Origin of the sequence: Sphingopyxis sp. FD7, assembly GCF_003609835.1 — a bacterium.
Classification (GTDB): Bacteria; Pseudomonadota; Alphaproteobacteria; order Sphingomonadales; family Sphingomonadaceae; genus Sphingopyxis.
Map to the genome: position 1 here is coordinate 3,050,403 of NZ_AP017898.1, position 23,212 is coordinate 3,073,614.

The following is a 23,212-nucleotide window of genomic DNA, read 5'->3' on the forward strand; positions in this document are numbered from 1 at the left end:
CGCGAAAGCGCCGCCGGAAGCATCCGACGGCGTCACGCTGACTCGCAAATGCACGCGGGGCGACAAAAGCCCCGGCAGGACAATCAGCCCTGGCGCGCCTTGAAGCGGCGGTTGGTCTTGTTGATCACATAGGTCCGGCCACGGCGGCGGATCACGCGGTTGTCCCGGTGGCGGTCCTTCAGCGACTTCAGGCTGTTGCGAATCTTCATCGTTCTTGTCCGTAAATCTTGGCGTGTTGACGCGAAGCGGCGCAACTATGGGGATGAGCCGAAAAAGTCAACCGTCGCATGAAGTGCTAACGGCTCAAAAGTTCACGCGGAGACGCGGAGGCGCGGAGAAGAGGATATTAGCGTAGAGATCGCAGAGTGTGCAGAGACGAGAAAAAAGGGCGGTAAAGCCGCCAATCTCCTTTTTCCTCCGCGTCTCCGCGGCTCCGCGTGAACAAAAATCTCTGCGCTCTCTGCGCTCTCTGCGCGAATCAATGTCTAACCGGCCAGCGCCTTCTGTCGTCGCCTTTGCACCGATGAGCCATAGCCCATCGCCTCGCGATATTTGACGACGGTGCGCCGCGCAATGTCGAATCCTTCGGCCGCCAGCTTCTGCGCGATGGTCTCGTCGGACAGGATCGCGCGCGCATCCTCGCCTTCGATCATCGCCTTGATCCGGCTCTTGACCGCCTCGGCCGACACCGCGCCGTCGCCTTCGGTCGCCGCGATGCCCGACGAGAAGAAATATTTGAGTTCGAACAATCCGCGCGGGCAGGAGAGATATTTGTTGCTGGTGACGCGGCTGACGGTCGATTCGTGCATCCCGATCGCCTCGGCGACCTGGCGCAGGGTCAGCGGGCGCATATGCGCGACGCCGTGGAGGAAAAATCCCTCCTGCTGTTTGACGATCTCGCTCGCGACCTTGACCATCGTGCGCTGCCGCTGGTCGAGCGCGCGCACCAGCCAGTTGGCGCCCGCGAGCTGCTCGGACAGCCACGCCTTGTTTTTCGCCGCCGCGCCCGCGGCCAGCTCGTTATAATAACGGCGGTTGACGAGCAGGCGCGGCAAGGTGCCGCTGTTCACTTCGACCGCCCAGCCCGCCGCCGTCCGCCGGACATACAGGTCGGGGACGACCGCCTGCGCGGGCGCGCCGTCGAACTTGAGGCCCGGTTTGGGATCATAGCCGCGAAGCTCGCGGATCATGTCGGCCAGATCCTCGTCATCGACGCCGCAGATGCGCTTCAATTGCGCGAAGGCGCCCTTGGCGACAAGGTCGAGATGCGCGATCATCGTCGCCATCGCCGGATCATAGCGGTCGGCCTCGCGCGCCTGGATCGCGATACATTCGGCGAGGTCGCGCGCGCCGACGCCCGCGGGATCGAAACCGTGGATCACGTCCAGCACCGCCTCGACCAGCGCCAGCGGCACGCCGAGCTGCGCGGCAAGTTCGGCCAGGTCGGCGCGCAGATAGCCGGCCTCGTCGATCAGCGCGACGAGCTGACCCGCGACGATCGCCTCGATCCCGTCCAGCCGCTCGCCGACCTGCGCGAGCAGATGGTCGTGGAGCGTCCCCTGGGCCTCGGCGAAACTGTCGAAATCGACATCCTCGCCCGCCCCCGACAGGCCGACGCTGTCGCTCGCGCTGTCGTGGTGGAAACGCTCCTCGGCGAAATCGACGTCGAGCTCGTCGGCGGTGCCGCTATCGGACGTCATCGCCTGGTCGGTGTCGGCGGGCGTTTCGGCAACCGGCGGCGCGTCGTCGCCCGGTTCGTCGGCGCCATTGTCGCCGTCCGCCGCGCCCGTGTCGAGCAGCGGATTGCCCTCGAGCGCCTCGGCCAGATAGGCTTCAAGCTCGAGGTTCGACAGGGCGAGCAGTTTGATCGCCTGCTGGAGCTGCGGCGTCATCACCAGCGATTGCGACTGGCGGAGATCGAGGCGCGGACCCAACGCCATCAAAGCCGTTCTATCTTGTCACACACCCCCGTGCTCCCGCGAAGGCGGGAGCCCATCTCCGGTCGGCGCTATTTTGAACCCACCGGCGATGAACCCCCGCCTTCGCGGGGACACACGGATTTTCTTTACGGAAAAAGTCCCCGGCCGTCACAGCGAGAAGCCCTCGCCCAGATAGAGGCGCCGCACTTCGGGATCGGCGACGAGTTCGGCGGGCGATCCCGCCAGCAGCACCTTGCCGTCATAGATGATGCACGCGCGATCGACGAGGTCGAGCGTCTCGCGCACATTATGGTCGGTGATGAGCACGCCGATGCCGCGCGTCTTCAAATCGGCGACAAGGTCGCGAATATCGCTGATCGACAGGGGGTCGATGCCCGCAAAGGGTTCGTCGAGCAGGATGATCGAGGGGTTGGCGGCGAGCGCGCGGGCGATTTCGGCGCGGCGCCGTTCGCCGCCCGACAGCGCCATCGCCGCCGCATCGCGCAGCCGCGTGAGGCCGAACTCGTCGAGCAGCTCCTCGAGCCGCCGTTCGCGTGCGATCCTGTCGGGCTCGGCCAGCTCGAGCACCGCCTCGATATTCTGCGCCACCGTCATGCCGCGAAAAATCGACGTTTCCTGTGGCAGATAGCCAAGGCCGAGGATCGCGCGGCGATACATGGGCAGCGCGGTGATGTCGGCGCCGTCGAGCATGATGCGCCCCGCGTCGGGCTTTACCAGCCCCATGATCGAATAGAAGCAGGTGGTTTTGCCCGCGCCATTGGGGCCGAGCAGCCCGACGACTTCGCCCTTGCCGACCGACAGCGAGACGTCCGACAGCACGACGCGTCTGTCATAGCTTTTGGCGATCGAAATGACCGCCAGGCCATTGCCCGCCGCGGCGTCGTCGCGGACGTGCGCGCGATGCTCGGCGACGCCATGATCATTTTCGGTCAGCGTGCCCGCAATGGATTCGTCGTCGGTCATAAAGCGGTCGGTTCCCGTCTGGCTTCGCTGCCGCGTTACCCCAGCGGCGGCGCCATGGTCAATCTGGCAAGCTTATTGCATCTCTGAAGCCCCTCCCCTTCAGGGGAGGGCGTCATCCCGCTAATGCCCCACGCTTTCCCCGCGCACGACACCCGACAGCGCCAGCTGCTCGTCGATCGCCGCCAGCAGCCGCGCCAGCGCCTCCTCGTCGGTCGCCTCGGCGCGCGCGACGAGCACGTCCTGCGTGTTCGAGGCCCGGAGCAGCCACCAGCCGTCGCCCGTCATCACGCGCGCGCCATCGGTGCGGTCGACGCGCGCGCCCGCCGCGGTCAGGCGCTCCAGAACTTCCTCCACAATGGCGAATTTGCGGACCTCGTCGACCTGAAAGCGCATTTCGGGGGTGTTGACCATCGGCGCCATGGAACCGCGCAGGTCGGTGACGCTCTTGCCCAGCTTCGTCGCCGCCTCGATCAGCCGCACCGCCGCGTAGGGCGCGTCGTCATAGCCAAAATAGCGGTCGGCGAAAAAAATATGTCCGCTCATCTCGCCCGCGAGCGGGCTGCCCGTTTCCTTCATTTTCGCCTTGATGAGACTGTGGCCGGTTTTCCACATCAAGGGCGTGCCGCCAAGCTCGGCGACGCGGTCGAACAGCGCCTGGCTCGCCTTCACATCGGCGATCACCGTCGCGCCGGGCAGGTCCTTCAGCACCGCGGCGGCATAGATTTGCAGCAGTTGGTCGCCCCAGATCACCCGGCCCTGGCCGTCGATCGCGCCGATGCGGTCGCCGTCTCCATCGAAAGCGACGCCGAAATCGAGATTCTTCTCGGCGACGAGCCTTTTGAGATCGGCGAGGTTCTTCTCCTCGGTCGGATCGGGATGATGGTTCGGGAAATGCCCGTCAATGTCGGTGAAAAGCAGGTGGTGCTCGCCCGGAAGCCTGGCGGTGAGCTTTTCGATGACGGCGCCTGCCGCGCCGTTACCCGCATCCCAGCCGATGCGGAACGCGCCCCCGGCAAAGCCCTCGATCAGCCGGTCGACATAGGCGTCGACGACGTCGATGCTCTCCGCCGCGCCTTCGCCCGCCTCCCAGTCGCCCGCCGCGGCCATTTCGCCGATCCGCCGGATGTCGGCGCCGAAGAAGGGACGCCCCTGAAACACCATCTTGAAGCCATTATAGTCGGGGGGATTGTGGCTGCCGGTTATCTGTATGCCGCCATCGACCTGCTCGGTTGACGCGGCATAATAGAGCATCGGCGTCGGCCCCAGCCCGACGTTCAGCGCATCGACCCCGGCGGCATTGATCCCCGCGACCAGCGCCTCGGCGAGCATCGGCGATGAAAGCCGCCCGTCATAGCCGACCGCGATACGCCGACCGCCTGCACGGCGGATCAGCGTCGCGAAGCTCCGGCCGATGGCATAGGCATCCTTGTCGGACAGCGTGTCGCCGACGACGCCGCGAATATCATATTCGCGCAGCATCGTCGGATGGAAATCATGGCTCATCGTCGATCCTCTTTGCGGGAGAGAAGGTCAGGCGGCGGCGAAGAGATCGCCGTCGGGGTGCAGCCGCTCGCGCGCGGGCAGGTTGAGGCCGCCCATCGCCTCGCGAAGTTCCTGCCGTGCGACGACATGGCCGATCCCCATGCCGCCAAGATGCGCCTTGTCGAGCAGGGTGAGGCCGGCCGGGAAAAGCTCGCGATAGATGACGCGCTCGCCGAGCCCCGGGATGACGCGAAAGCCGACGCGGCGCGACAACTGGTTCAGCGCCTCGCCGACGCGGCGCATATTGTGCGCGTCGACATGCTGGAGGCGGTTGCGCAAAATGATCCAGTCGATCGTCCGCCCGTCGCTCTTCGCGCGCGCCTTGCGCGTGTCCCAGATGAGTTCGGAATAGAAGCTCGGCCGCGTCACCTGAAACGTTTCGGGATCGACCTGGCCGATCAGGTCGAAATCGATGAAGCTGTCGTTGATCGGCGTGATCAGCGTGTCGGCGCTGGTGGCGAGATGGCGTGCGAAGACATCGTCGCGCCCCGGCGTGTCGGCGATGAAATAATCGACCCCTTCCGACAATCGCGCGACCTGCGCGTCGAGTTCTTCGATCGTCGATCCCTCGAACACCTCGAACTGCGGGGTCGGCAGCACGATGTCGCGCCGCTTCGCGGTCTGTTCGCGATTCTCCAGATAGCGGTGAAAGGTGCGCTGGCGCGGGTCGAGGTCGATCCCCGCGACGCGCCAGCCCTGGCTCGCCAGCGCAACCGCGAAATGCACGGCGCAGGTCGATTTGCCCGTCCCGCCCTTTTCATTGGCAAAGATGATGCGGTGCGGTGCGGGCGTCGTCATGAGCGTTGCGATTTTCCTGTTGGCGGCGCATGGGGGCCGCATCGGTGGTGTCTCAGCGCCGCCAATATCGGAGGGCGCCCGGCCGTGCAAATCATCCGTGACATCGCAATGCTCCACCGTGCCGTTACGGCACTGAAACAGGGCGGCAGGAGCGTCGCGCTGGTGCCGACCATGGGCGCGCTGCACGACGGCCATCTTTCGCTCGTCCGCATGGCAAGGCGCGTCGCCGATCACGCCGTCGTGTCGATTTTCGTCAATCCGACGCAATTCGGGCCGAATGAGGATTTTGCCGCCTATCCGCGCGACGAGGCGCGCGACGCCGCGCTGCTCGTCGACGCCGGGACGAGCCTGCTCTGGGCGCCCGACGTCGGCACCATGTATCCGGGCGGGCACAGTACGCATATCGAGGTTGCCGAACTCGGCGCCGATTATTGCGGCGCCGCGCGTCCGGGCCATTTCGACGGCGTTGCGACCGTCGTTGCCAAATTGTTCAACCAGGTGCGCCCCGACATCGCGATCTTCGGCGAAAAGGACTGGCAGCAGCTCGCGATCATCCGCCGCATGGCGCGCGACCTCGATTTCGGCATCGATATATTGGGCGCGCCGATCGCGCGCGACACCGACGGCCTCGCGCTGTCGTCGCGCAACACCTATCTGTCGGACGGGCAGCGCGCGGCGGCGGCCGCCTTCCCGGCGGCGCTGAGCGCGGCGGCGAAGGCGATCGCGGGCGGCGCCGACGTTGGCGAAACGCTCGCCAAGGCCGAGGCCGCGATCGTCAGCGGCGGGTTCGACAGCGTCGACTATGTCGCGCTCGCCGATGCCGATAGCCTCGAACGGCTGATCAGCTTTCGCAAGCCCGCCCGCCTGCTGGCGGCCGCGCGGATCGGCAAGACGCGGCTGATCGACAATTGGCCGGTAGGCTAGACCCTGTTTGGTGCCAAAGCCGTAAACCCAGAAATCGACGCCAATTACCCCCGGCAATCCTCGATCACCCGGCCGATTTCGGACTGCACCGGCAAGGTCAGCGCACCGCCACCCGGCGTTTCGAGCGCGAAGCGGCCGCGGCTGAAGGCGATGCGGTCGAGGCGCGGGTCGCGGCTGGGCAGCGTCGCGCTGCCGCGCTCGAAGCGGAGCTGGTCGGTGCCCGCGCTGGTGCGCAGGCTGACCGCCCCGTCGAGCGCCGAGGTCAGGCGGATGCCGCCGCCGCTGCACGCCATCGTCAGCAGCGGGTTGGCGCTGCCCGTCGGCACAAAGGCCGCGGTGCGACTGGCGGCGTCATAACGCCACGCGCCGCGATCCACCGCGCGGTCTTCCCATCCCAGCGTCGGGGTCGGCAGCGGCGCGGGGGGCGGCGCGGGCGCGACGGGCCGCGGCGCGGGGGGCGGGGCTTCGGGTTGCGGGATGGCGGCGCAGCCAGCGAGCACCAGAACGCCCGCCGCTACCGTCGCGTGGCGTAATCTCGTCCTGCTCATCCCTAAAATCCCTTCCAGTCGATCACTTCACCCAGCGGCGCGCGCGGCACCGGCCACTGGTTCACCGCGGCCGCTTCGTCGGCATGGCCGATCGCGAGCCCGGTGAACAAAATCTGGTCGTCGCCCAGCCCGATCGACCGGCGCACGGTTGCCCCATACATGGCCCAGCATTCCTGCGGGCAACTGGCAAGGCCCTGCTCGACGAGCAGCAGCATCACCGATTGCAGCCACATGCCCATGTCGGCCCATTGCGGCGGCCCCATGATGCGCGAGCAATGCAGGAAAAGCATCACCGGTGCGCCGAAACCCCGGTAATTGTCCATGAACCGAGCGAGCCGCCCCCTCTTGTCCTCGCGCGGGATGCCGAGCGAGGCATAGAGCGCCTCGCCGACGCCGAAGCGGCGGTCGGTCCACGGCGCGGTCAGTTCGGGCGGATAGATGTCATATTCGGGTTCCTGCCCCGCGCGTCCCATCGCGATCCGCGCGGCCACCGCATCCTTGACCGCCTGCCAGGGTTCGCCGGTCAGCACCGTCGCCTGCCACGGCTGGAGGTTGCCGCCCGACGGCGCGCGCTGCGCCGCCGCAAAAACCTGTTCGAGCAGCGCGGGGTCGACCGGCCGGTCGGTGAAGGCGCGGACCGAGCGCCGCCGGTGCAGCGCCTGCGTCACGCTCATGTCCGTCGCTGGCATGTCAGTCGCTGGCATATTTATCCTCTCGCCTTTTTCCGAACAGCAGGCCGCGTTCGAGCCGTGCTTTGAGCTGGCGGTAATAGGAAAGCAGGAAGACGTCATCCTCTTCGGCGACCGGGCGGCCGATCTTGGCGCGGATCGTGTCGGCAACCTCGCGCATCGCGCGCGCGTCGCGGTGACGCAGCACGCGCTCGAGCTCCTGCAGCTCGAAAATGCCGTAGACCGAAAGCTCGGCGTCGGTGAAGACCATCGCCTCGCCCGCGGCATCGACCGCGATGTCGGCGTCGAGCTTCGCGCGCTCGGCCATCACCACCCATGTCCCGGCGATCAGGTCGCCCATTCGCATCCGGTCGCGGTTGAACAGCAGGAACAGGCTCAAGGTCAGCGACCAGAGCACGCCCGCGAGCATCGTCCAGCCCGACACCATATCCTCCGCCGCGCCGACGCCGAGCATCATCAGCGGCAGGAACAGTTCGAGCTCGCGGATCAAATTGCGCGCGACCACCGCGTCGGCGGTGAGGCGTCCGCCGTCGCGCGCGACGACGCGAATGCCCATCAGCCTTTTGCCCGGCGTCGCCGCGCGCGCGCCGAGCTCGAAGCCGATGAACCAGAAGGTGCGCAGCACAAAGGCGCCGAGCATCCACACGACGACGGCGACGTCCGACTGCGACGCGATGCCGACCCACAGCATGAACAGCGAGAAGAGAATGAGCGCCGCCAGGATCAGGAGCAGGTCGACGAGCAGCGCGCCGAAGCGCAGCCCCGCGCCCGCGATGCGCAGTTCGAGGTCGACGCCCTCGGGCGTCACGAACTGGCGGGTCTTTTTCGCCCTTGCGGCGCGCGCTTTGGCGTTGGCGGCCGCGGTCATGCCGCGTCCCCGCGCCGCGGAATATAATAATGGCCGAGCCAGAGCAGCAGCATGAGCGACCCGATCGCATAGCGCAGCATCGTGTCGGTGATGAGCTGGCGCCCGAAGCCTTCGAGCAGGCCCGCGGCGAGCAGCATCAGGATGACGCCGATCATCACCTTGCCCGCGGTGCGCCCTGCGGCGGCGGCGGCCTCCAGCCGCCCGCGCGCGCCGGGAAAGACGACCGCGGTTCCGATGCGCAGCCCCGCGGCGCCCGACAGCGCCGCCGCGAACAGCTCGGTCGTGCCATGGATGAACAGCCAGCCACCGAAATCGAATCCCAGCCCCTTGGCCGCAAAGACCGCCATCATCGCGCCGAGCCCGATGCCCTGGTAGAACTCCAGCATCATCGTCGGCACGCCGAAAGCGAAGCCGAGCGCAAAGGAAAGGATCGACACGCGGCTGTTGTGCGTGAACAAATAGGTGGCGAAGATGTGGAGGCCGCTTTCGCCCTCGCCCGCGTCCCTGCCATGGCCGAGCGTCGATTGCAGATATTCGGCGCTGGCGCGCGGGTCGCGGCCCGACGCCATGCCTTCGTCGACGAAATTATAATACCATTCGGGGTTGCTCGACACGAGCGAATAGCTGGTGAGCGCGCCGAGCAGGATGATAAGCGCGATGACGACCGTTTCCTTCCACACCGACCGCACGGCGGCGGGCCAGTCGGTGAGGAAGAAGCGGCGGAGGCGGTTCCAGCGGCTTTCGCGTACGCCATAGATGAGGAAATAGCCGCGGATCGACAGCGCCTCGAGATGCGCCAGCAGCGCCCTGTCGAGGCTGGTCGCGCGCGCGATCGACAGCGACGACAGGGTGGCGCGATAGAGGATCGGCAGTTGCAGCAATTCGTCGCTCGACAGCCCCTTCGCGCCCTTTTTTTCCAATTTGGTCAGCAGCCGGTCGAAGGCGATCCAGTCGGCTTCGCGCTCGGCGCGAAAGCGGCTGGTCGAGAAACTCGGCGCGTCGAGCGCGCGCGGCGCGGGAGGCGGCGGCGGGATCACAGGCTGCCCTGCCTTTTGATGCCCAGATAGGCCTCGACCGCGCGCGCCGCCATCGCATCGGCAGGAACCTCGATGACATCGGCACCGAGCCGCCGCAGCCGCGCGATCACCAGCTGGCGGTCGGTCAGCATCGCCGCGGCGACATTCGCGCGCGTGACGTCGGCGGCGCTGTCGGGGTGGCGGCGCTCCTCCGCCTCGACCTCCTCGTCGCGCATGGCGACGAAGAGCAGCCGATGTTTGCGCGCCAGCCGTCCCGCGGCGCGGATCATCAGGTCGGCGCTCGTCGCGTCGGCAAATTCGGTGAACAGGATGATCAGCGAGCGGCGGTTGAGCTGCGCGCTGAGCGTCGTCAGCGCGAGGGTGAAATTGCTCTCGACGGGCGCATAGTCGATCAGGCTCGCCGCGCGCTGCAACGCCGGAAAATCCTGCACATGCATATAGGCGGGGGTCAGCGCCTGCGGACTGGCGGCAAAGGAGAAGAGGCTGATCCGGTCGTTCAGTTTGAGCCCGACATAGGCGAGCAGCAGCGCCGCCGACACCGCGCGGTCGACGCGCGGCATCCCGCCGACCGGCTCCGCCATTGTCCGCCCCGCGTCGATCGCAAGCACGACGCGATTGTCGCGTTCGACGCGATATTCCTTGGCGAGCAGCCTGACGTGGCGCGCCGAGGCGTTCCAGTCGATCGCGCGGCGATCCATACCCGGCTGATATTCGGCGAGCGCCTCATACTCGCTGCCTTCGCCGCGCAGGCGCTGCTGGCGCAGCCCGAACCAGCTGTTCCGCTGGAACAGCCGGCTGCCCTCGTCGGTCACCGCGCGCAGGCTGGGCACGACGGCGATCGCGCCATCGACCTGGAACCGGCGCTGTTTCCACACCAGCCCGAGCGGCCCCGCCCAGCGCACCCACAGCGCCATTATCCCTGCCTGCCCCCGCCGCTTTGCGGCGAGCGACAGCGTGCGGACGAGCGCATCGCCCGCACGGCGCATCTCGCCCGCAAGCCGCCCGCCTTCGGCCAGCCGCTCGTCGAGCGACAGCGCGATCTCGGCACGCGGCGGCAGGGCGCGGCCGCGTGCGACGAGCGACAGGTCGAAGGGGTCGCCGACGCCGACCTGCGCCGGAAAGCGCGCGTCGAGTGTGAGGTGGCGCGGATTGGCGCCCGTTATGGTGTCCAGAATCAGGCAGGCGACAATGACCCCGATCCAGCCGGGCGCGACCAGCCACAGCTCGGGCCGCACCAGCCCGAGCGCGAGCGCCAGCGGCGCGCCCGCGAGCAGCAGATAGATGGCGCGGCGGGTGGGGTAGATCATCGCAAAAGATCCTCCCTGTGCCGCAGGCATGGGGGAGTCGCAGACGGCGCGCAGCGCCAGCGGGACCGCCGCCGCAGGCGGTGGTGGAGGGGCCGCGACGGTAGCGCCATGGCCCCTCCGTCAGCCCTGCGGGCTGCCACCTCCCCATCGCTGCGCGACAGGGAGGATTGAATGCAGCCCCCAATCACCGCGGCACATCCTCGCGTTCGAGCAGCGCGGCGACGACCTGTTCGACGCTGCGCCCCTCGATCTCGGCCGCCGCCGACAGGATGACGCGGTGGCGCAGCACCCCGGCGGCGAGGCGCTGGACATCGTCGGGGATCGCATAGTCGCGCCCGTCGAGCGCCGCCGCCGCGCACGCCGCGCGCGCGAGCAACGTCGCGGCGCGCGGGGACGCGCCGCATTCGAGGTCGGCGCTGGCGCGCGTCGCGCGGACGAGGCGGACGATATAATCGACAATCTCGTCGGCGAGCCGGACGGTTGCGATCGTGTCGATCGCCGCGCCGATCGCCGCGGCATCGGCGACCTGCGCGACACCGAAATCGCCGACCGCGGGACTTTTGAAGCGCCCGCCATGGTCGGCGACGATCCGCCGTTCCTCGTCGGCCGCGGGATAATCGACGACAAGCTTGAAGAGGAAGCGGTCGAGCTGCGCCTCGGGCAGCGGATAGACGCCCTGCTGCTCGATCGGGTTCTGCGTCGCGAGCACGGTGAAGCGCGGGCTCATCATATGCGGCTCGCCGTTGATGGTGACGCGGCGTTCCTGCATCGCTTCGAGCAGCGCCGCCTGCGTCTTGGGCGGGGTGCGGTTGATTTCGTCGGCGAGCAGCAATTCGGTGAAGATCGGCCCCTTGGTCAAGGTGAAACTGGACGTCTGGAAATTGAACAGGTTGGACCCCAATATGTCGCCGGGCATCAGATCGGGCGTGAACTGGATGCGCCCGAAATCGAGCCCCGTCGCGCGCGCGAAGGCCTGCGCGAGCAAGGTCTTGGCGGTGCCTGGCGGGCCTTCGAGCAGCACATGGCCGCCCGCGAGCAGCGCAATCGTCACCATGCGCGTGAGCGGTTCCTGCCCGAACACGGCCTTGGCGACCTCGCCCTCGATCGCGGCGCCGAGCGCCTGAACGCTCTGGATATCAGCTGTCACGGAGTAGATCCTTCCTGATGGCGTGCAGCGCCTGGGCGTCTGCAAGAAATTCATGGGTGCTGCGCGCGAGCGGCAGGCGCCGCGCGAGGGCGGAAAAAGGCTCGCCGCCGCGCTGGTGCCGGTCGATCCAGGCGTCGGTCGCTTCGTCATCCAGCCCTGCGGGCGCATGCAGCCGCCGGGCGATCGCGCTGCGCTGGCTCTTCACATAGGCGGCGGCGCCGTCGATTTCGCGGCGCGCCTGTTTGATAAGGTCGGCGCTGTTCGCGATCAGCGCCGCCTTCGACACCGGGATCGCGCGACCGGGCCTCAGCGCCGGGCCGAAACGCGCCCACGCCTGCCACAGCGCGAACAGCCCCGCGGCGATCAGGCAGAGCGTGATGCCGATGAAGGGCGGGACGAAAGCGAAGCGCAGCAGCGAGCGCTGCGCGCCAAAGCCATTCAGCGTCAGGTCGAACGCCAGGCCGTCGGCGCCCGCATCCTCGGCGATCGCATCGAGCAGCGTCGCGGCGGCGGCGGCCCTGGCGCCGTTCGCAAAGGCCAGATTATTGACGAGGTCGGGGTCGGCGAGGATGTAGAGATTGCGATCGCGCACCCGCGCGAGCAGCGCCGATCCGTCCGATGCGGCGATCAACGGCTCCAGACGCGCGCCGCGTATCGTGTGCAGCTGACCAGGTTCGACAAGGCGGATGTCGCGTCCGCCGATGCGTCCGCGCGCATCGTCATTGCCCCACCGTGCGCGGCCCGCCTTGACGGGGCCGAACATATCCTCGGGCAGCAGCCGCGTCGGCGGCAGGAGCGCGATGCCGCTGCCGACCCAGCCGGGCTTCGGCGCCCTGGCGCCCGCGCGGCCCGCGGCCCATTTGGGGAGGATGACGAGAATCGGCGCGTCGCCCTGCGCCGTCAGAAGGTCGCGTATATCCTGCGCCCGCGTGCGCATCGTCGGGGTCAGGATGACGAGCGAATCTGGCCCGTCATGGCGGCCCGGTTCCACCTTGCGCCGCAGTTCGACCGTGGCGCCCGCGCGCTCGGCGAGGTCGACGATCGCGGCATAGCCCGGCGCCGCCTTCGACAGCGCATGGCCGCCGCCGTCGTTGCCGCCGCCGATCTGCGGCCCCAGCGCGATCAGCGCCCAGAGCGCGATGAACGCGACGACGCCGATCGCGACGACCGCCGCGATCAGCCGCGCGTTGAAGCCCTGGTCGGCGGCGGCATCGGTCATGCGCGCGTCCAGTTTCTGGCGACGGTGAGGTCAGCATAGGCGGCGCGGCACTGGTCCCACGCGCCGGCGTCGATCGCGCGCCCGCCGAACAGGCTGATTTCGACCGCGCGCGCGATGCGGCTGAATGCGCCGCGCGCGACCGGCGGCAGGTCGCGCGCCTCGGCAAGGTCGCGCGAGGTGATCGCGGGTTTGACGAGGCCGGGGCGGCGCGTCTCGATATCCTCGACGCTGCGATGGAGGAGCAGGTGCACCGCCTCGGCAAAACGGCCCGCGGCGGCGAGCGCGTCGGCCTCGGCGAGCAGCGCCCGCGCCGCGCCCGCCTCGGCCGCGCCCGCCCTGTCCGCGTCATCGGCATCGCTTCGGCGAGCGCGGAAACGCAATGCGTCGACCCAGCGCGCAAAGGCGGGAACGAAATGATAGAGGAGGTACAGCGCGACGAGCGCCACCGCGACCCACATCAGCGGCTTCGCCGCGGGGGCGCTCCAGTCGAAAAAGCGGCCGATCGCCTCGTACAGCGACGTCAGCCATTCGGGCGGCGGCGCGGGCGGCGGAGGCGGCGGTGGAAAGGCCGTCTGGATCTCGCCCCCGGCAACAGTCTGGCTGAAGGCGGGGTCGACCAGTTCGGGATCGAGCAGCCAGCCCCCCTCTCCCGCGCCGCGCGACGCGTCGGCCACGGCCGACGTCTGGGCGATCCACATGGATATCATGTTGATAGGTCGATCTCGCCCCGCTCGGTCATCACCGAAGTTGGTAGCGCGAGCGTGCGTGGCAAGGCAAGAGATGCTTGCGCGCCGCGCGGCCCCGTTCTAGCGCCCGGCAAAATCGGTCGGGTGGTTACAACGGCAACCAGCGATCGAACGACAGGAGAGACAGGTGGACGCGGCGCAGGCGGTACATGAAAAATTCCTTGGCGCGCTGGCCGAAGGGCGATTGCCCGGCCGCGCCGATGCCCCCGACCCCGGCGCGATCGGCTTGTCGCGGGCAGAGGCGACCGACATCTTCCTGTCGCAGCTGACCAGCCGCCAGATGGACCGGCTGTCGCGCCACCTGCAAGCGCGCGGCGAAGGATTCTACACGATCGGCTCGTCGGGGCATGAGGGCAATGCCGCGGTCGCCGCGGCGCTGCGCGTCACCGACATGGCCTTCCTCCACTATCGCTCGAACGCCTTTCAGCTGCATCGCGCGCGCCAGCTTCCCGGCGGGACGCCGACGTGGGACATGCTGCTGAGCTTCGCGGCCTCGTGCGAAGACCCGATTTCGGGCGGACGGCACAAGGTCATCGGGTCGAAGCCGCTCAACATTCCCCCGCAGACCTCGACGATCGCCTCGCATCTGCCGAAAGCGGTCGGCGCCGCCTTTTCGATCGGCATTGCCCGCCGCCTTGGCATGAACGATCTGCCGCTGCCGGGCGACGCGGTCGTGCTCGCGAGCTTCGGCGATGCGTCGGCGAATCATTCGACCGCGCAGGGGGCGTTCAACACCGCGGGCTGGGCGGCGTTCCAGGGTTCTCCCATGCCGCTGATATTTCTGTGCGAGGACAATGGCATCGGCATTTCGACGCGCACCCCGACGGGCTGGATCGAGGCGCAGTTCGAGCGCCGCGCCGGACTCCATTATATCCGGTGCGACGGCACCGACCTCGCTTCGGCATATAAAGGGGCGCGGGAAGCCGCCGATTACGCCCGCCGCACCCGCAAGCCCGTGTTCCTCCATATGGCGACGGTGCGCCTCTATGGCCACGCCGGGTCGGACGTGCAGGGGGCCTATCTCCCCAAGGCGCTGATCGAAGCCGACGAGGCGCGCGATCCGCTGCTGAAAGGCGCCGCGCTGATGATCGAGCAGGGGTGGATGAGCGCGGCGGACATCGCCGACGCCTATGAAACGATTGGCGCGACGCTGGCGCGGCAGGCCGAAGACGCGATCCGGCGGCCCAAGATCACGAGCGCGGCGGGGGTGATGGCGAGCCTCGTCCCGCCCAGGCGCGAGGTGGCGCGCGCCAACGCGCCATCGGGCGACGATCGCAAGGCGATGTTCGGCAGCGACTGGGGCCAGATGGACAAGCCGATGCACATGGCGCGGCTGCTGAGCTGGGCGCTCGCCGACCTGATGCTCGCGCACAAGGAGATCGTCGTCGCGGGCGAGGATGTCGGGCCGAAGGGCGGCGTCTATAATGTCACCGCCAGGCTCCACCAGCGTTTCGGGTCGGCGCGCGTCGTCAACACATTGCTCGACGAACAGGCGATCCTGGGGCTCGCGATCGGCATGGCGCATAACGGCTTTCTGCCGATGCCCGAAATCCAGTTCCTCGCCTATGTCCATAATGCCGAGGACCAGATCCGCGGCGAAGCGGCGACCCTGAGCTTCTTTTCCAACGGGCAATATACCAACCCGATGGTGATCCGCGTCGCGGGGCTGGGCTACCAAAAGGGCTTTGGCGGCCATTTCCACAATGACAACAGCCTGGCCGTGTTCCGCGACATTCCGGGGGTGATCCTTGCGGTGCCGTCGAACGGGCGCGACGCGGTGCAGATGCTGCGCGAATGCGTCCGGCTGGCGCGCGAGGAACAGCGCGTCGTCGTGTTCGTCGAACCGATCGCGCTCTATATGACCCGCGACCTGCACGAAGAGGGCGATGGGCTGTGGACGAGCGTTTACGAAGCGCCGGGCGAGGGCGCGCCGATCCGCCTCGGCGATGTCGGCGTCCATGGCGACGGCACCGACCTCGCGATCGTCACCTATGGCAATGGATATTATCTGTCGCGGCAGGCCGAGAAACTGCTCGCCGAGGGCGGCGTCAAGGCGCGCGTGATCGACCTGCGCTGGCTGGGGCCGGTCGATGCCGACAGGCTGGTTGCCGCGGTCGGCGATGCGGGGCGCATCCTGATCGTCGACGAATGCCGCATCACCGGGTCGCAGAGCGAGGCGCTGATGGCGCTGTTCGTCGAGCGCACGCCGGAGAAGCGGCTGAAGCGCATCGCGGCGGACGACAGCTTCATCCCGCTGGGGCGGGCGGCGACGCTGACCCTGCCCAGCCGCGATTCGATTGTCGCCGCGGCTCGCGAACTCCTCGCCCGGCGCTGAGATTCAAAACCGTTCGCCCTGAGCTTGTCGAAGGGCCATCCCATATTTTGACGACGCAGAAGGAAGAACAGTGCTTCGACAGGCTCGGCACGAACGGATGAGGGGGTTGTGATGACCGCAGCGAAGAAAACCGCGATCGTCGTCGCGCCCGGCCGCGGCACCTATGGCAAGGGCGAACTCGGCAGCATCGCGCGGCTCCATGGTGCGCGCTTCGCCGAGCTGATCGCCGATTTCGATGCCCAGCGCCGGATGCGCGGCCAGCCGACGGTGAGCGAACTCGACGGCGCCGAGCGCTTCAGCGTCGCGACGCACATGCGCGGCGATGTCGCGGCGCCGCTGATCTATAGCGCGACCGCGCTCGATTACCTCAGCATCGACCGCGACAAATATGACGTCGTCGCCGTCGCGGGCAATTCGATGGGCTGGTACAGCGCGCTCGCGCTGGGCGGCGCGGTGTCGATCGAGGACGGGTTCCGCATCGCCAATGCCATGGGGCTCAACAGCCAGACGCACGGCCCTGGCGGGCAGATCCTGCTGCAAGTCGTCGACGAAGACTGGCGACCGGTGCCGGGGCTGCGCGACCGGCTGCTGGGCCTCGTCGCGGCGATCGACGCGCGGCCGGGGCACGACCTCGCGCTGTCGATCGACCTTGCCGGGATGCTGGTGCTCGCGGGCAACGAGCAGGGTCTTGCCGCGCTGCTCGCCGAAGCGCCGCCGACGCCGGGGCGCGATCCGCTGCGCCTGGCGGGGCACGGCCCCTTCCATACGCCGCTGATGGTCGGCAGTTCGGACAAGGCGAAGGCCGAGCTGCCTGCGTCGCTGTTCGGCGGTCCCGCAATCCCGATGATCGACGGGCGCGGCCATGTCTGGCGGCGCTTTTCATCCGATCCGACAGAGCTATGGGATTACACCTTCGGCCACCAGATCCTCGCGCCCTATGATTTCGCCCTTTCGGTGCAGGTCGCGGTCAGGGAGTTCGCCCCCGACGTCATCATCCTGCCCGGCCCCGGCGACACGCTCGGCGGCGCGATCGCGCAGGCGCTGATCGGCATCAGCTGGCAGGGAATCGCCAGCAAGGCCGAGTTCGTGGCGCGGCAGGCGGCGGACCCGATCCTTCTGTCGATGGGGCGCGCCGAGCAGCGCGCGCTGGTCACCGCCAAGGAATAGGGCCGACAGGGAGCTTTCCCTGCCGGCCCCGCCGTGCGCGCACAGCCAGGTGGGGTTGACCGGACGCGAATGAACGGACGCGCCAATGGGGACCAACACAAGGGCGCCATGCCGTTCCCGATCCTTATAGCGCAGACCGCGCAAGAACGGCCGCCGCGGCCGCGCGATCATGCGCCGAAATGGACCCGATTGCCCGGCGCCGCGCGCGCCGCTTCGGCGACGAAGCGCAGGTGCAGCAGCTCGGCGACATTGCCCGCGCCCGCGCGGCGCATGATGTTCGCGCGGTGGACCTCGACCGTGCGCGGGCTGAGGTCGAGCCGCCGCGCGATCGCCTTGTTGCCGAGCCCGGCGGCGATGCCGTCCAATATGTCGCGCTCGCGCGGAGTGAGCGCGGCGAGCCGCGCCGCGGCCGCGCGCTGACGATCGCGCGCCGCCTGCCACGCCGCGCGCTCGGCAAGCGCGGCGTCGATCGCGCGGCGGACAAGGTGCGGGTCGAGCGGCGCGGGCAGCAGGTCGCGCGCGCCTGCCAGCAGAATAGCGCGCGATTCGGCGACGCTGAGCCGTTCGGCGGCGACGAAGGCGGCGATGCCGTCGCGCGCGGCTACGTGCGAAAGCAGCGTCGCGCCATCGCTCACCCCCGGCTGTTCCCAGCGCAGCAGCAGCACCGCGCAGCTTTGATCGTCGCCCGCCGCGAGCCAGTCATCGCCGCTCGCAAAGCCGCGCACGACGCGCGCCGCGCCCGCCGCCAGCACGCGAAAACAGGCCGCGCGCTCGACCGGGTCGGGAAGGATCAGGTGGATATGGCCGCAGGTTCCGGTCACCCGGCGATGCTGCCTGCACGGCGGCGCGCGCGACAGCGCAACAATGTCGGCGATGGCGTCATAATGGAGCACGTCCGTCCCTCGCCGACGATCATGCCGACCGGCACGGCGCTCCGCCAACGCAAAGGGGCGGGCCGTGTGGCGGCCCGCCCCGATCCTTATCCAGCCAGCGTCAGTTGTTGCGGACGTGATTCCGCGGTTCGTGAGGGCGTCCGCCCGCGGCCTGCCGACCCGAGGCCGGTTGCGCGGCGGCGGGCTGTCCCGACGAGGCGGCGGGCTGCCCGGCCGATCCCGCTTCCTCCTGCGCCTTCGCCATATCCTTGAGCTGGCCCTTGGTCATGCCGCTGACGAGCACGTCGCCTGAACCGGCAAAGCTGGCGGCGGGAAGCGTCGCGACGCGATCACCGACCTCGACGGTCACCGCCTCGACCACGCCGCGGCCCGTCTGGCGCACGTCCTGGACATAACCGATCACCTTGCCGCGCGGGTCGGTGACGGGCATTCCCGGCGCGACGGCGAACATGCCGCTGCCGCTGGCCGCGCCGCTGCCGGCGGCGGCAAGCTGGCCAAGGCTGCCCTGAAAGCTGCCCGCGGCCGAACCGGCGGCGCTGGCGCTGCCCGAGACGTTCGACAGCGCACCGCCAGCCCGGTCGCGGACAGCCCCGGCCGCGCCCTGCGCGGTCCCGGTGGCGGTGGCGGCAGCGCCGCGCGCGGTGCCGAGCGCGCCGCCGACCGTGTCACCAACGGTGTCACGAGCAAAATCGGTGCCGACCGCCTGCGCGCCGACGCTGCCGCCGGCCGAGGCCTGGCCCGACCCCTGGGCGCTGCCGCCCAGCGTGCTGCCGAGCAGATTGCCGCTGGCGTCGGCCGAACCGCTGCCGCGCGCATCGGCGCTGCCGCGGCCTTCGACGCGGCCCGAACGGCGATCGACCTTTGCATCGCCGCGGCCCGAACCCGCCAGCTCGCCCGCGCTGCCGATCGTGCCGCCGATCGGCCCGGTCGGATTGCCGAGCGTCCCGCCCAGCGTTCCGCCAAGACCGCCGCCAAGGCCGCCGCTGCCGCCGAGCAGCTGCGCCGCGGCCGGCGCCGAAAAAGCCAGGGCCGACGCGGCAAGCGCGAGGGCCGGAATGAAAATGCGATTTGCCATTGTCCTTACTCCTGCATTGGGGCCCGGAGGGGATGGGCCTGAAGCAAGAACGATGGCGCCGCGGATATTCTTCCAAAAAAATCGCCCTGGGGGCGTTCAGCCGCCGCAATCGCCGCAAACCAGGCCGTGACCGTAGATTTTGTCGCGCCCTTTGCGGCCAAGGTCGCGCGCTTCCATCACCAGCGCCGCGATCGCCGGGCCGATCGCCGCGATCGACGCCGCGGGATAGCGGCGCGCAAGGCGACCGGCGACGAGCGGCGCGGCGAAGGACGTTCCGCGCAGCCGTTCGACGCTGGCCGGGCCCGTCGCCGCGCGCACGGCATCGCCGGGCGCGGCAAAGTCGACATGCAGCGCCCGCCCCGCTTCGGGAAGCGCGCGGCCGCGGGCGTCGACGCCGGTGACCGCGAGCACGCCGCGATAGGAGGCGGGATAGGCAGGCGGCGCGGCAGGACCGTCATTGCCGACCGCCGCGACGATCAGCATTCCCTTGCGCTGCGCCGCCGCCACCGCCGCCGCGAGCAGCCTGTTGTCGGGACCGACGAGGCTGATCGTCGTCACCGCGACGCGGCGCGCCGCGAGCCAGCCGAGGGCGCGGGCGATCGCGCTGGCGCTGCCGCCCGCGGGGTCGGCGCCATAGACGTCGGCGGCGAGCAGGCGCTGCCCCGACGCGGCGCCCCGCACCGCGCCCTCGCCGACGAGCAGCGAGGCAACCGCCGTCCCGTGACGGCTCGCGGCGGGAGCGCCGCGGGCAAATCCCCGTTGTTCGACGCGCCCCGCCACCGACGGATGCGCGGCGACGCCCCCGTCGATCAGGCCGAGCGGCGCGGCCCCGCCGTCCGCCCCCGCGGCCGTCGCGAGCGCAGCCCCCGGCAGCGCGCCGCCCGGCCCGCTCGCAAAATAGATGTGATCGACGTCGACCTCGACATCAGGCAATAATCGGGCGAGCTGTTTCTGCGCGCGTTTCAGGCTGCGGCCGTCGGGCACGCGGAAACGCACGATGTCGAGATCGAGCGCGTCGAGCCGTTCGCGGTCGATGAGTGCAAAGCCCGCCGCGCGTGCGCGCGCGATCATCGCGGCGTCGGCGCCGATGGCGACGAGCACGCCGCGCACCGCGGGTTCGCCGCGCGCGTCGCGCTCGATATGCGCGCGACGGGCGCCGACCAGCGCGGCGATCCGGTCGAGCCGCAGGCGGCGCAACTCATCCCCCGCCGTCGCCAGCGGCTCGGCGGCCAGGTCGGGCACGTCCGGCAGCAGGCGCCCCGTGTCGGGAAGCGCGACCGGCGGCAGCGCAACCTGCGCCGCGACGCGCGGGCCCGCCGCAACGGACAGGAGGCATAGCGCCAGCATGGCTGCGATCACATGTCTCATCTCGGCCTTTCCGGGCGCGCAGCGCCCGCCTTCGCGAAAAAAATAGCACGATAGGGAAGAAACGATAGAAGGACATCGTTTCGTCCACAGGCAATCGAAAAGGCGACGATGCGCTTTGAAGAGGAACTGATCGAGCTGCTGCCGCGGCTGCGCCGTTTCGCGCGCGGCCTGACGCAAAGCGCGCCCGACGCCGACGATCTGTGCCAGGCGGCGATCGAGCGCGCGCTGAAGTCGCGCGATCAATGGCAGGATGGAACAAGACTGGACAGCTGGATGTATCGCATTACCCGAAATCTGTGGATCGACGAGCGCCGCGCCGCAGGTCGGCGCGGCGTTCACGCTCCGATCGACGAGGCGGCAACGCAGGTCGCGGGCGACGGCGCCGCCGAGGTCGAGGCCGGCGCGCTGCGCGGCGACGTCGACGGTGCGATGGCGCGCCTGCCCGACGAGCAGCGCGAGGTCGTCATGCTCGTCCTCGTCGAAGGCTATGCCTATCGCGAGGCCGCCGAAATCCTCGACGTGCCGGTCGGCACCGTCACCTCGCGCCTCGCGCGCGGCCGCGACACGTTGATGCAGCTTTTGGGAGAAGCGGCATGAGGTTCGATCCCGCCACCATTACCGCCTATGTCGACGGCGAGCTCGACGACCTCACCGCGCGCCGCATCGAGCGCGAGGCGGAGGCCGACCCGGCGCTTGCCGCCGAAATCGCACGCCACCGCGCGCTGAAGGCGCGGCTCGTCGCCCATTATGCGCCGGTCGCCGCCGAGGCGGTCCCCGACCGGCTCCGCGCGCTGCTGAACGACGCGGCGAAGGCCCCTGTGGTCGATACCAGCCTCGCCGCGCGCCGCGAGAGCAGGCGATGGCGCCTTGCACCCGCGCAGATGGGCGCACTCGCGGCGTCGCTGCTGCTCGGCCTGACGATCGGCCTGCGGCCGTGGGCGCCCGCGGCGGAGGTGACCGAACGCGGCGGCGCACTCGTCGCATCGGGCGCGCTGGCGGCGGCGCTCGATACGCAGCTCGCGTCGACGCAGGGTGCCGACGCCGCGATCCGCATCGGCCTCAGCTTTCGCGATCGAGAGGGCCGTGTCTGCCGCAGTTTCGAAGGCGCCGCCCTGTCGGGCATCGGCTGCCGCGACGCGGGCGGCTGGACGCTCGAACGCACGTTGGGCGGGCGGACGACGGACGCCCCCTATCGCCAGGCAAACGCGGGCGCGCTGGCGGCCGACGCGGCGGCGATGATGGTCGGCGAACCGTTCGACGCCGCCGCCGAACGCGCCGCGCGCGCGCGCGGCTGGCGGCGCTGAGCTTTCACCGGTTCCGCCCGAACGGGTCTTCGTGGAGCGAACGCCCCGCGGTTTCGGGCATGAAGCGCAGCGCGGCGAGCCCGACGAGGCAGGCAAGCATCATATAATAAGCCGGCATCAGCGGGTCGCCGGTCAGGCTGATCAGGCCGCTGCCGATCATCGGCGCGGTGCCGCCGAAGATCGAGGTCGAGATATTATAGGCGACGGCAAAGCCCGCGAAGCGCACCGCGGTCGGGAACATCGCGGGAAAGGTCGCCGAGATCGTCGCGAGCTGCGGCACATAGAGAAGGCCGAGCGCCATGAAGGCGGCGACCGCGCCGGCGAAGCCCGTGCCGATCAGCATGTAGAGCGGCACGACGAACAGGAAGAGGCCAATCAGCGACCAGCGCCACATCGGCCGCCGCCCGATCCGGTCCGACAGCGCGCCGGCAAAGGGCAGGAAGCACATCATGAAGAGCATGCCGATGATCGGCACGAGCAGCGCCTCCTCGCTCGACAGGCCGATGCGCCGCTGGAGATAGGTCGGCATATAGCTGAGCAGCGAATAGTTGACGACATTGAGCGCCACCACCAGCCCGCCGACGACGAGCAAGGGGCGCCAGTAATCGCGCATCAGCGTCAGCAATCCCGGCGGTTCGCGCCGCTCGGCCGAGGCCATTTCCGCCCGGAACACCGGCGTATCCTCCATCTTCGAGCGCACATACATGCCGATGAGGCCGATCGGCCCGGCGATCAGGAAGGGAATGCGCCAGCCCCATTCGTGCATCGCGGCATCGCCGAGATAGAGCGAATAGCCGAGCATCAGCGCCGCGCCGAAGGAAAAGCCCGCGAGCGTCCCGAACTCGAGGAAGCTGCCGTAAAAGCCGCGCCGGTCGTCGGGGGCATATTCGGCCATGAAGGTCGCCGCGCCGCCATATTCGCCGCCGGTCGAAAACCCCTGCACCATGCGCAGGACGACGAGCAGCGTCGGCGCCCAGAAGCCGATGCTGTCATAGGATGGAATGAGTCCCACCGCGAAGGTCGCGCCCGCCATCAACAGGATCGTCATCGCGAGCACCGACTTGCGCCCGATGCGATCGCCGAGCGGACCCCAGAACAGCCCGCCGAGGGGCCGCACGAGGAAGGAGATGGCAAAGGTCGCGAGCGCGAACAGCACCGCTTCCTCGGTCTCGCCGGGAAAGAGCGCGGCCGAGATATAGGTCACGCCATAGGCATAGATGCCATAGTCGAACCATTCGACGGCATTGCCGAGCGCCGACGCACCGACCGCGCGGTGGAGCGGCGAGGGTTCGCGGAACGGCGGCGGGTGTCCGGGGGCGTGAGGGAGCAGCGTCTTGTCCAT

General features: G+C 69.1%; 22 protein-coding genes. 5 read left to right on the forward strand and 17 right to left on the reverse strand.

Going from position 1 to position 23,212, the window contains the following annotated elements:
• Positions 1–83 precede the first annotated feature (83 nt).
• The 5 genes from ykgO to SPYCA_RS14790 all read right to left on the reverse strand — a co-directional run bounded on the left by ykgO (position 84) and on the right by SPYCA_RS14790 (position 5,243).
• Positions 84–209 (reverse strand): type B 50S ribosomal protein L36, encoded by a 126-nt coding sequence (gene ykgO / locus SPYCA_RS14770; RefSeq protein ID WP_003046794.1) that lies wholly within the window; start codon positions 207–209, stop codon positions 84–86.
• Positions 210–485: 276 nt separating this feature from the next.
• Complete coding sequence (gene rpoN, locus SPYCA_RS14775; RefSeq protein ID WP_120221569.1) at positions 486–1,940, reverse strand: RNA polymerase factor sigma-54; 1,455 nt, start codon at positions 1,938–1,940, stop codon at positions 486–488.
• Between the two features lie 147 nt (positions 1,941–2,087).
• The gene (lptB, locus tag SPYCA_RS14780) at positions 2,088–2,903 is read right to left on the reverse strand and encodes an LPS export ABC transporter ATP-binding protein (protein WP_120221570.1); all 816 of its coding nucleotides are present in this window, start codon (positions 2,901–2,903) and stop codon (positions 2,088–2,090) included.
• A 120-nt stretch (positions 2,904–3,023) separates the two neighbouring features.
• Entirely contained in the window at positions 3,024–4,406 is a 1,383-nt protein-coding gene (gene pgmG, locus SPYCA_RS14785) for a phosphoglucomutase/phosphomannomutase PgmG (RefSeq protein WP_120221571.1), read from the reverse strand.
• A 27-nt stretch (positions 4,407–4,433) separates the two neighbouring features.
• Complete coding sequence (locus SPYCA_RS14790) at positions 4,434–5,243, reverse strand: division plane positioning ATPase MipZ (protein WP_120221572.1); 810 nt, start codon at positions 5,241–5,243, stop codon at positions 4,434–4,436.
• An 84-nt stretch (positions 5,244–5,327) separates the two neighbouring features.
• Here SPYCA_RS14790 and panC point away from each other — a divergent pair, with 84 nt between their 5' ends.
• Positions 5,328–6,167 (forward strand): pantoate--beta-alanine ligase, encoded by an 840-nt coding sequence (gene panC / locus SPYCA_RS14795; RefSeq protein ID WP_120221573.1) that lies wholly within the window; start codon positions 5,328–5,330, stop codon positions 6,165–6,167.
• Positions 6,168–6,211: 44 nt separating this feature from the next.
• Here the strand turns inward: panC and SPYCA_RS14800 are convergent, their stop codons facing one another.
• The 8 genes from SPYCA_RS14800 to SPYCA_RS14835 form a co-directional block, all read right to left on the reverse strand.
• Positions 6,212–6,715, reverse strand: a complete 504-nt coding sequence (locus SPYCA_RS14800; protein WP_120221574.1) for a hypothetical protein — start codon at positions 6,713–6,715, stop codon at positions 6,212–6,214.
• A 2-nt stretch (positions 6,716–6,717) separates the two neighbouring features.
• Positions 6,718–7,404, reverse strand: coding sequence for a nitroreductase (locus tag SPYCA_RS14805; protein WP_232003344.1), 687 nt, complete (start codon positions 7,402–7,404; stop codon positions 6,718–6,720).
• A gap of 1 nt (position 7,405) precedes the next feature.
• Positions 7,406–8,272: an RDD family protein gene (locus tag SPYCA_RS14810; RefSeq protein ID WP_120221576.1), complete on the reverse strand. Its 867-nt coding sequence runs from the start codon at positions 8,270–8,272 to the stop codon at positions 7,406–7,408.
• Positions 8,269–9,309 carry a stage II sporulation protein M gene (locus tag SPYCA_RS14815; RefSeq protein ID WP_120221577.1) on the reverse strand — a complete coding sequence of 347 codons (1,041 nt, stop codon included), beginning with the start codon at positions 9,307–9,309 and terminating at the stop codon, positions 8,269–8,271. The genes SPYCA_RS14810 and SPYCA_RS14815 overlap by 4 nt, the downstream gene beginning before the upstream one ends.
• A complete protein-coding gene (locus tag SPYCA_RS14820; RefSeq protein WP_120221578.1) occupies positions 9,306–10,616 on the reverse strand; it encodes a DUF58 domain-containing protein in 1,311 nt (436 codons plus the stop codon). The genes SPYCA_RS14815 and SPYCA_RS14820 overlap by 4 nt, the downstream gene beginning before the upstream one ends.
• 184 nt (positions 10,617–10,800) lie before the next feature.
• The gene (locus SPYCA_RS14825; RefSeq protein WP_120221579.1) at positions 10,801–11,763 is read right to left on the reverse strand and encodes an AAA family ATPase; all 963 of its coding nucleotides are present in this window, start codon (positions 11,761–11,763) and stop codon (positions 10,801–10,803) included.
• Positions 11,753–12,982, reverse strand: coding sequence for a DUF4350 domain-containing protein (locus tag SPYCA_RS14830; protein ID WP_120221580.1), 1,230 nt, complete (start codon positions 12,980–12,982; stop codon positions 11,753–11,755). The genes SPYCA_RS14825 and SPYCA_RS14830 overlap by 11 nt, the downstream gene beginning before the upstream one ends.
• Positions 12,979–13,680, reverse strand: coding sequence for a DUF4129 domain-containing protein (locus SPYCA_RS14835; protein WP_232003345.1), 702 nt, complete (start codon positions 13,678–13,680; stop codon positions 12,979–12,981). The genes SPYCA_RS14830 and SPYCA_RS14835 overlap by 4 nt, the downstream gene beginning before the upstream one ends.
• Positions 13,681–13,855: 175 nt before the next feature.
• On the opposite strand from SPYCA_RS14835, the gene SPYCA_RS14840 reads away from it, so the two are divergent.
• Together SPYCA_RS14840 and SPYCA_RS14845 are read left to right on the forward strand one after the other, a co-directional pair.
• On the forward strand, positions 13,856–16,063 hold the full coding sequence (locus SPYCA_RS14840; protein ID WP_120221582.1) for a dehydrogenase E1 component subunit alpha/beta: 2,208 nt from the start codon (positions 13,856–13,858) through the stop codon (positions 16,061–16,063).
• 111 nt (positions 16,064–16,174) lie between these two features.
• Positions 16,175–17,230 (forward strand): ACP S-malonyltransferase, encoded by a 1,056-nt coding sequence (locus tag SPYCA_RS14845; protein WP_120221583.1) that lies wholly within the window; start codon positions 16,175–16,177, stop codon positions 17,228–17,230.
• A gap of 167 nt (positions 17,231–17,397) precedes the next feature.
• Here SPYCA_RS14845 and SPYCA_RS14850 read toward each other — a convergent pair whose 3' ends face one another.
• The 3 genes from SPYCA_RS14850 to SPYCA_RS14860 all read right to left on the reverse strand — a co-directional run bounded on the left by SPYCA_RS14850 (position 17,398) and on the right by SPYCA_RS14860 (position 20,566).
• Positions 17,398–18,123: a response regulator transcription factor gene (locus SPYCA_RS14850; protein ID WP_120221584.1), complete on the reverse strand. Its 726-nt coding sequence runs from the start codon at positions 18,121–18,123 to the stop codon at positions 17,398–17,400.
• Between the two features lie 100 nt (positions 18,124–18,223).
• Positions 18,224–19,198, reverse strand: a complete 975-nt coding sequence (locus tag SPYCA_RS19395; RefSeq protein WP_197715351.1) for a hypothetical protein — start codon at positions 19,196–19,198, stop codon at positions 18,224–18,226.
• A gap of 96 nt (positions 19,199–19,294) precedes the next feature.
• Positions 19,295–20,566, reverse strand: coding sequence for a S8 family serine peptidase (locus SPYCA_RS14860; RefSeq protein ID WP_120221585.1), 1,272 nt, complete (start codon positions 20,564–20,566; stop codon positions 19,295–19,297).
• A gap of 108 nt (positions 20,567–20,674) precedes the next feature.
• Between SPYCA_RS14860 and SPYCA_RS14865 the strand changes: the two genes are divergently transcribed.
• Positions 20,675–21,163, forward strand: a complete 489-nt coding sequence (locus SPYCA_RS14865; RefSeq protein WP_120221586.1) for an RNA polymerase sigma factor — start codon at positions 20,675–20,677, stop codon at positions 21,161–21,163.
• Positions 21,160–21,870 (forward strand): anti-sigma factor family protein, encoded by a 711-nt coding sequence (locus SPYCA_RS14870; protein ID WP_120221587.1) that lies wholly within the window; start codon positions 21,160–21,162, stop codon positions 21,868–21,870. Before SPYCA_RS14865 ends, SPYCA_RS14870 begins: the two co-directional genes overlap by 4 nt.
• A 4-nt stretch (positions 21,871–21,874) precedes the next feature.
• On the opposite strand, the gene SPYCA_RS14875 is transcribed toward SPYCA_RS14870, so the two are convergent.
• A complete protein-coding gene (locus SPYCA_RS14875) occupies positions 21,875–23,212 on the reverse strand; it encodes an MFS transporter (RefSeq protein ID WP_120221588.1) in 1,338 nt (445 codons plus the stop codon).

What these genes read in the sequence shown, in the direction of transcription:
- ykgO (WP_003046794.1), bottom strand. Translation starts at nt 209, where the DNA reads ATGAAGATTCGCAACAGCCTGAAGTCGCTGAAGGACCGCCACCGGGAC.
- rpoN (WP_120221569.1), bottom strand. Translation starts at nt 1,940, where the DNA reads ATGGCGTTGGGTCCGCGCCTCGATCTCCGCCAGTCGCAATCGCTGGTG.
- lptB (WP_120221570.1), bottom strand. Translation starts at nt 2,903, where the DNA reads ATGACCGACGACGAATCCATTGCGGGCACGCTGACCGAAAATGATCAT.
- pgmG (WP_120221571.1), bottom strand. Translation starts at nt 4,406, where the DNA reads ATGAGCCATGATTTCCATCCGACGATGCTGCGCGAATATGATATTCGC.
- SPYCA_RS14790 (WP_120221572.1), bottom strand. Translation starts at nt 5,243, where the DNA reads ATGACGACGCCCGCACCGCACCGCATCATCTTTGCCAATGAAAAGGGC.
- SPYCA_RS14800 (WP_120221574.1), bottom strand. Translation starts at nt 6,715, where the DNA reads ATGAGCAGGACGAGATTACGCCACGCGACGGTAGCGGCGGGCGTTCTG.
- SPYCA_RS14805 (WP_232003344.1), bottom strand. Translation starts at nt 7,404, where the DNA reads ATGCCAGCGACGGACATGAGCGTGACGCAGGCGCTGCACCGGCGGCGC.
- SPYCA_RS14810 (WP_120221576.1), bottom strand. Translation starts at nt 8,272, where the DNA reads ATGACCGCGGCCGCCAACGCCAAAGCGCGCGCCGCAAGGGCGAAAAAG.
- SPYCA_RS14820 (WP_120221578.1), bottom strand. Translation starts at nt 10,616, where the DNA reads ATGATCTACCCCACCCGCCGCGCCATCTATCTGCTGCTCGCGGGCGCG.
- SPYCA_RS14830 (WP_120221580.1), bottom strand. Translation starts at nt 12,982, where the DNA reads ATGACCGATGCCGCCGCCGACCAGGGCTTCAACGCGCGGCTGATCGCG.
- SPYCA_RS14835 (WP_232003345.1), bottom strand. Translation starts at nt 13,680, where the DNA reads ATGTGGATCGCCCAGACGTCGGCCGTGGCCGACGCGTCGCGCGGCGCG.
- SPYCA_RS14845 (WP_120221583.1), top strand. Translation starts at nt 16,175, where the DNA reads ATGACCGCAGCGAAGAAAACCGCGATCGTCGTCGCGCCCGGCCGCGGC.
- SPYCA_RS19395 (WP_197715351.1), bottom strand. Translation starts at nt 19,198, where the DNA reads ATGGCAAATCGCATTTTCATTCCGGCCCTCGCGCTTGCCGCGTCGGCC.
- SPYCA_RS14860 (WP_120221585.1), bottom strand. Translation starts at nt 20,566, where the DNA reads ATGAGACATGTGATCGCAGCCATGCTGGCGCTATGCCTCCTGTCCGTT.
- SPYCA_RS14865 (WP_120221586.1), top strand. Translation starts at nt 20,675, where the DNA reads ATGCGCTTTGAAGAGGAACTGATCGAGCTGCTGCCGCGGCTGCGCCGT.
- SPYCA_RS14870 (WP_120221587.1), top strand. Translation starts at nt 21,160, where the DNA reads ATGAGGTTCGATCCCGCCACCATTACCGCCTATGTCGACGGCGAGCTC.
- SPYCA_RS14875 (WP_120221588.1), bottom strand. Translation starts at nt 23,212, where the DNA reads ATGGACAAGACGCTGCTCCCTCACGCCCCCGGACACCCGCCGCCGTTC.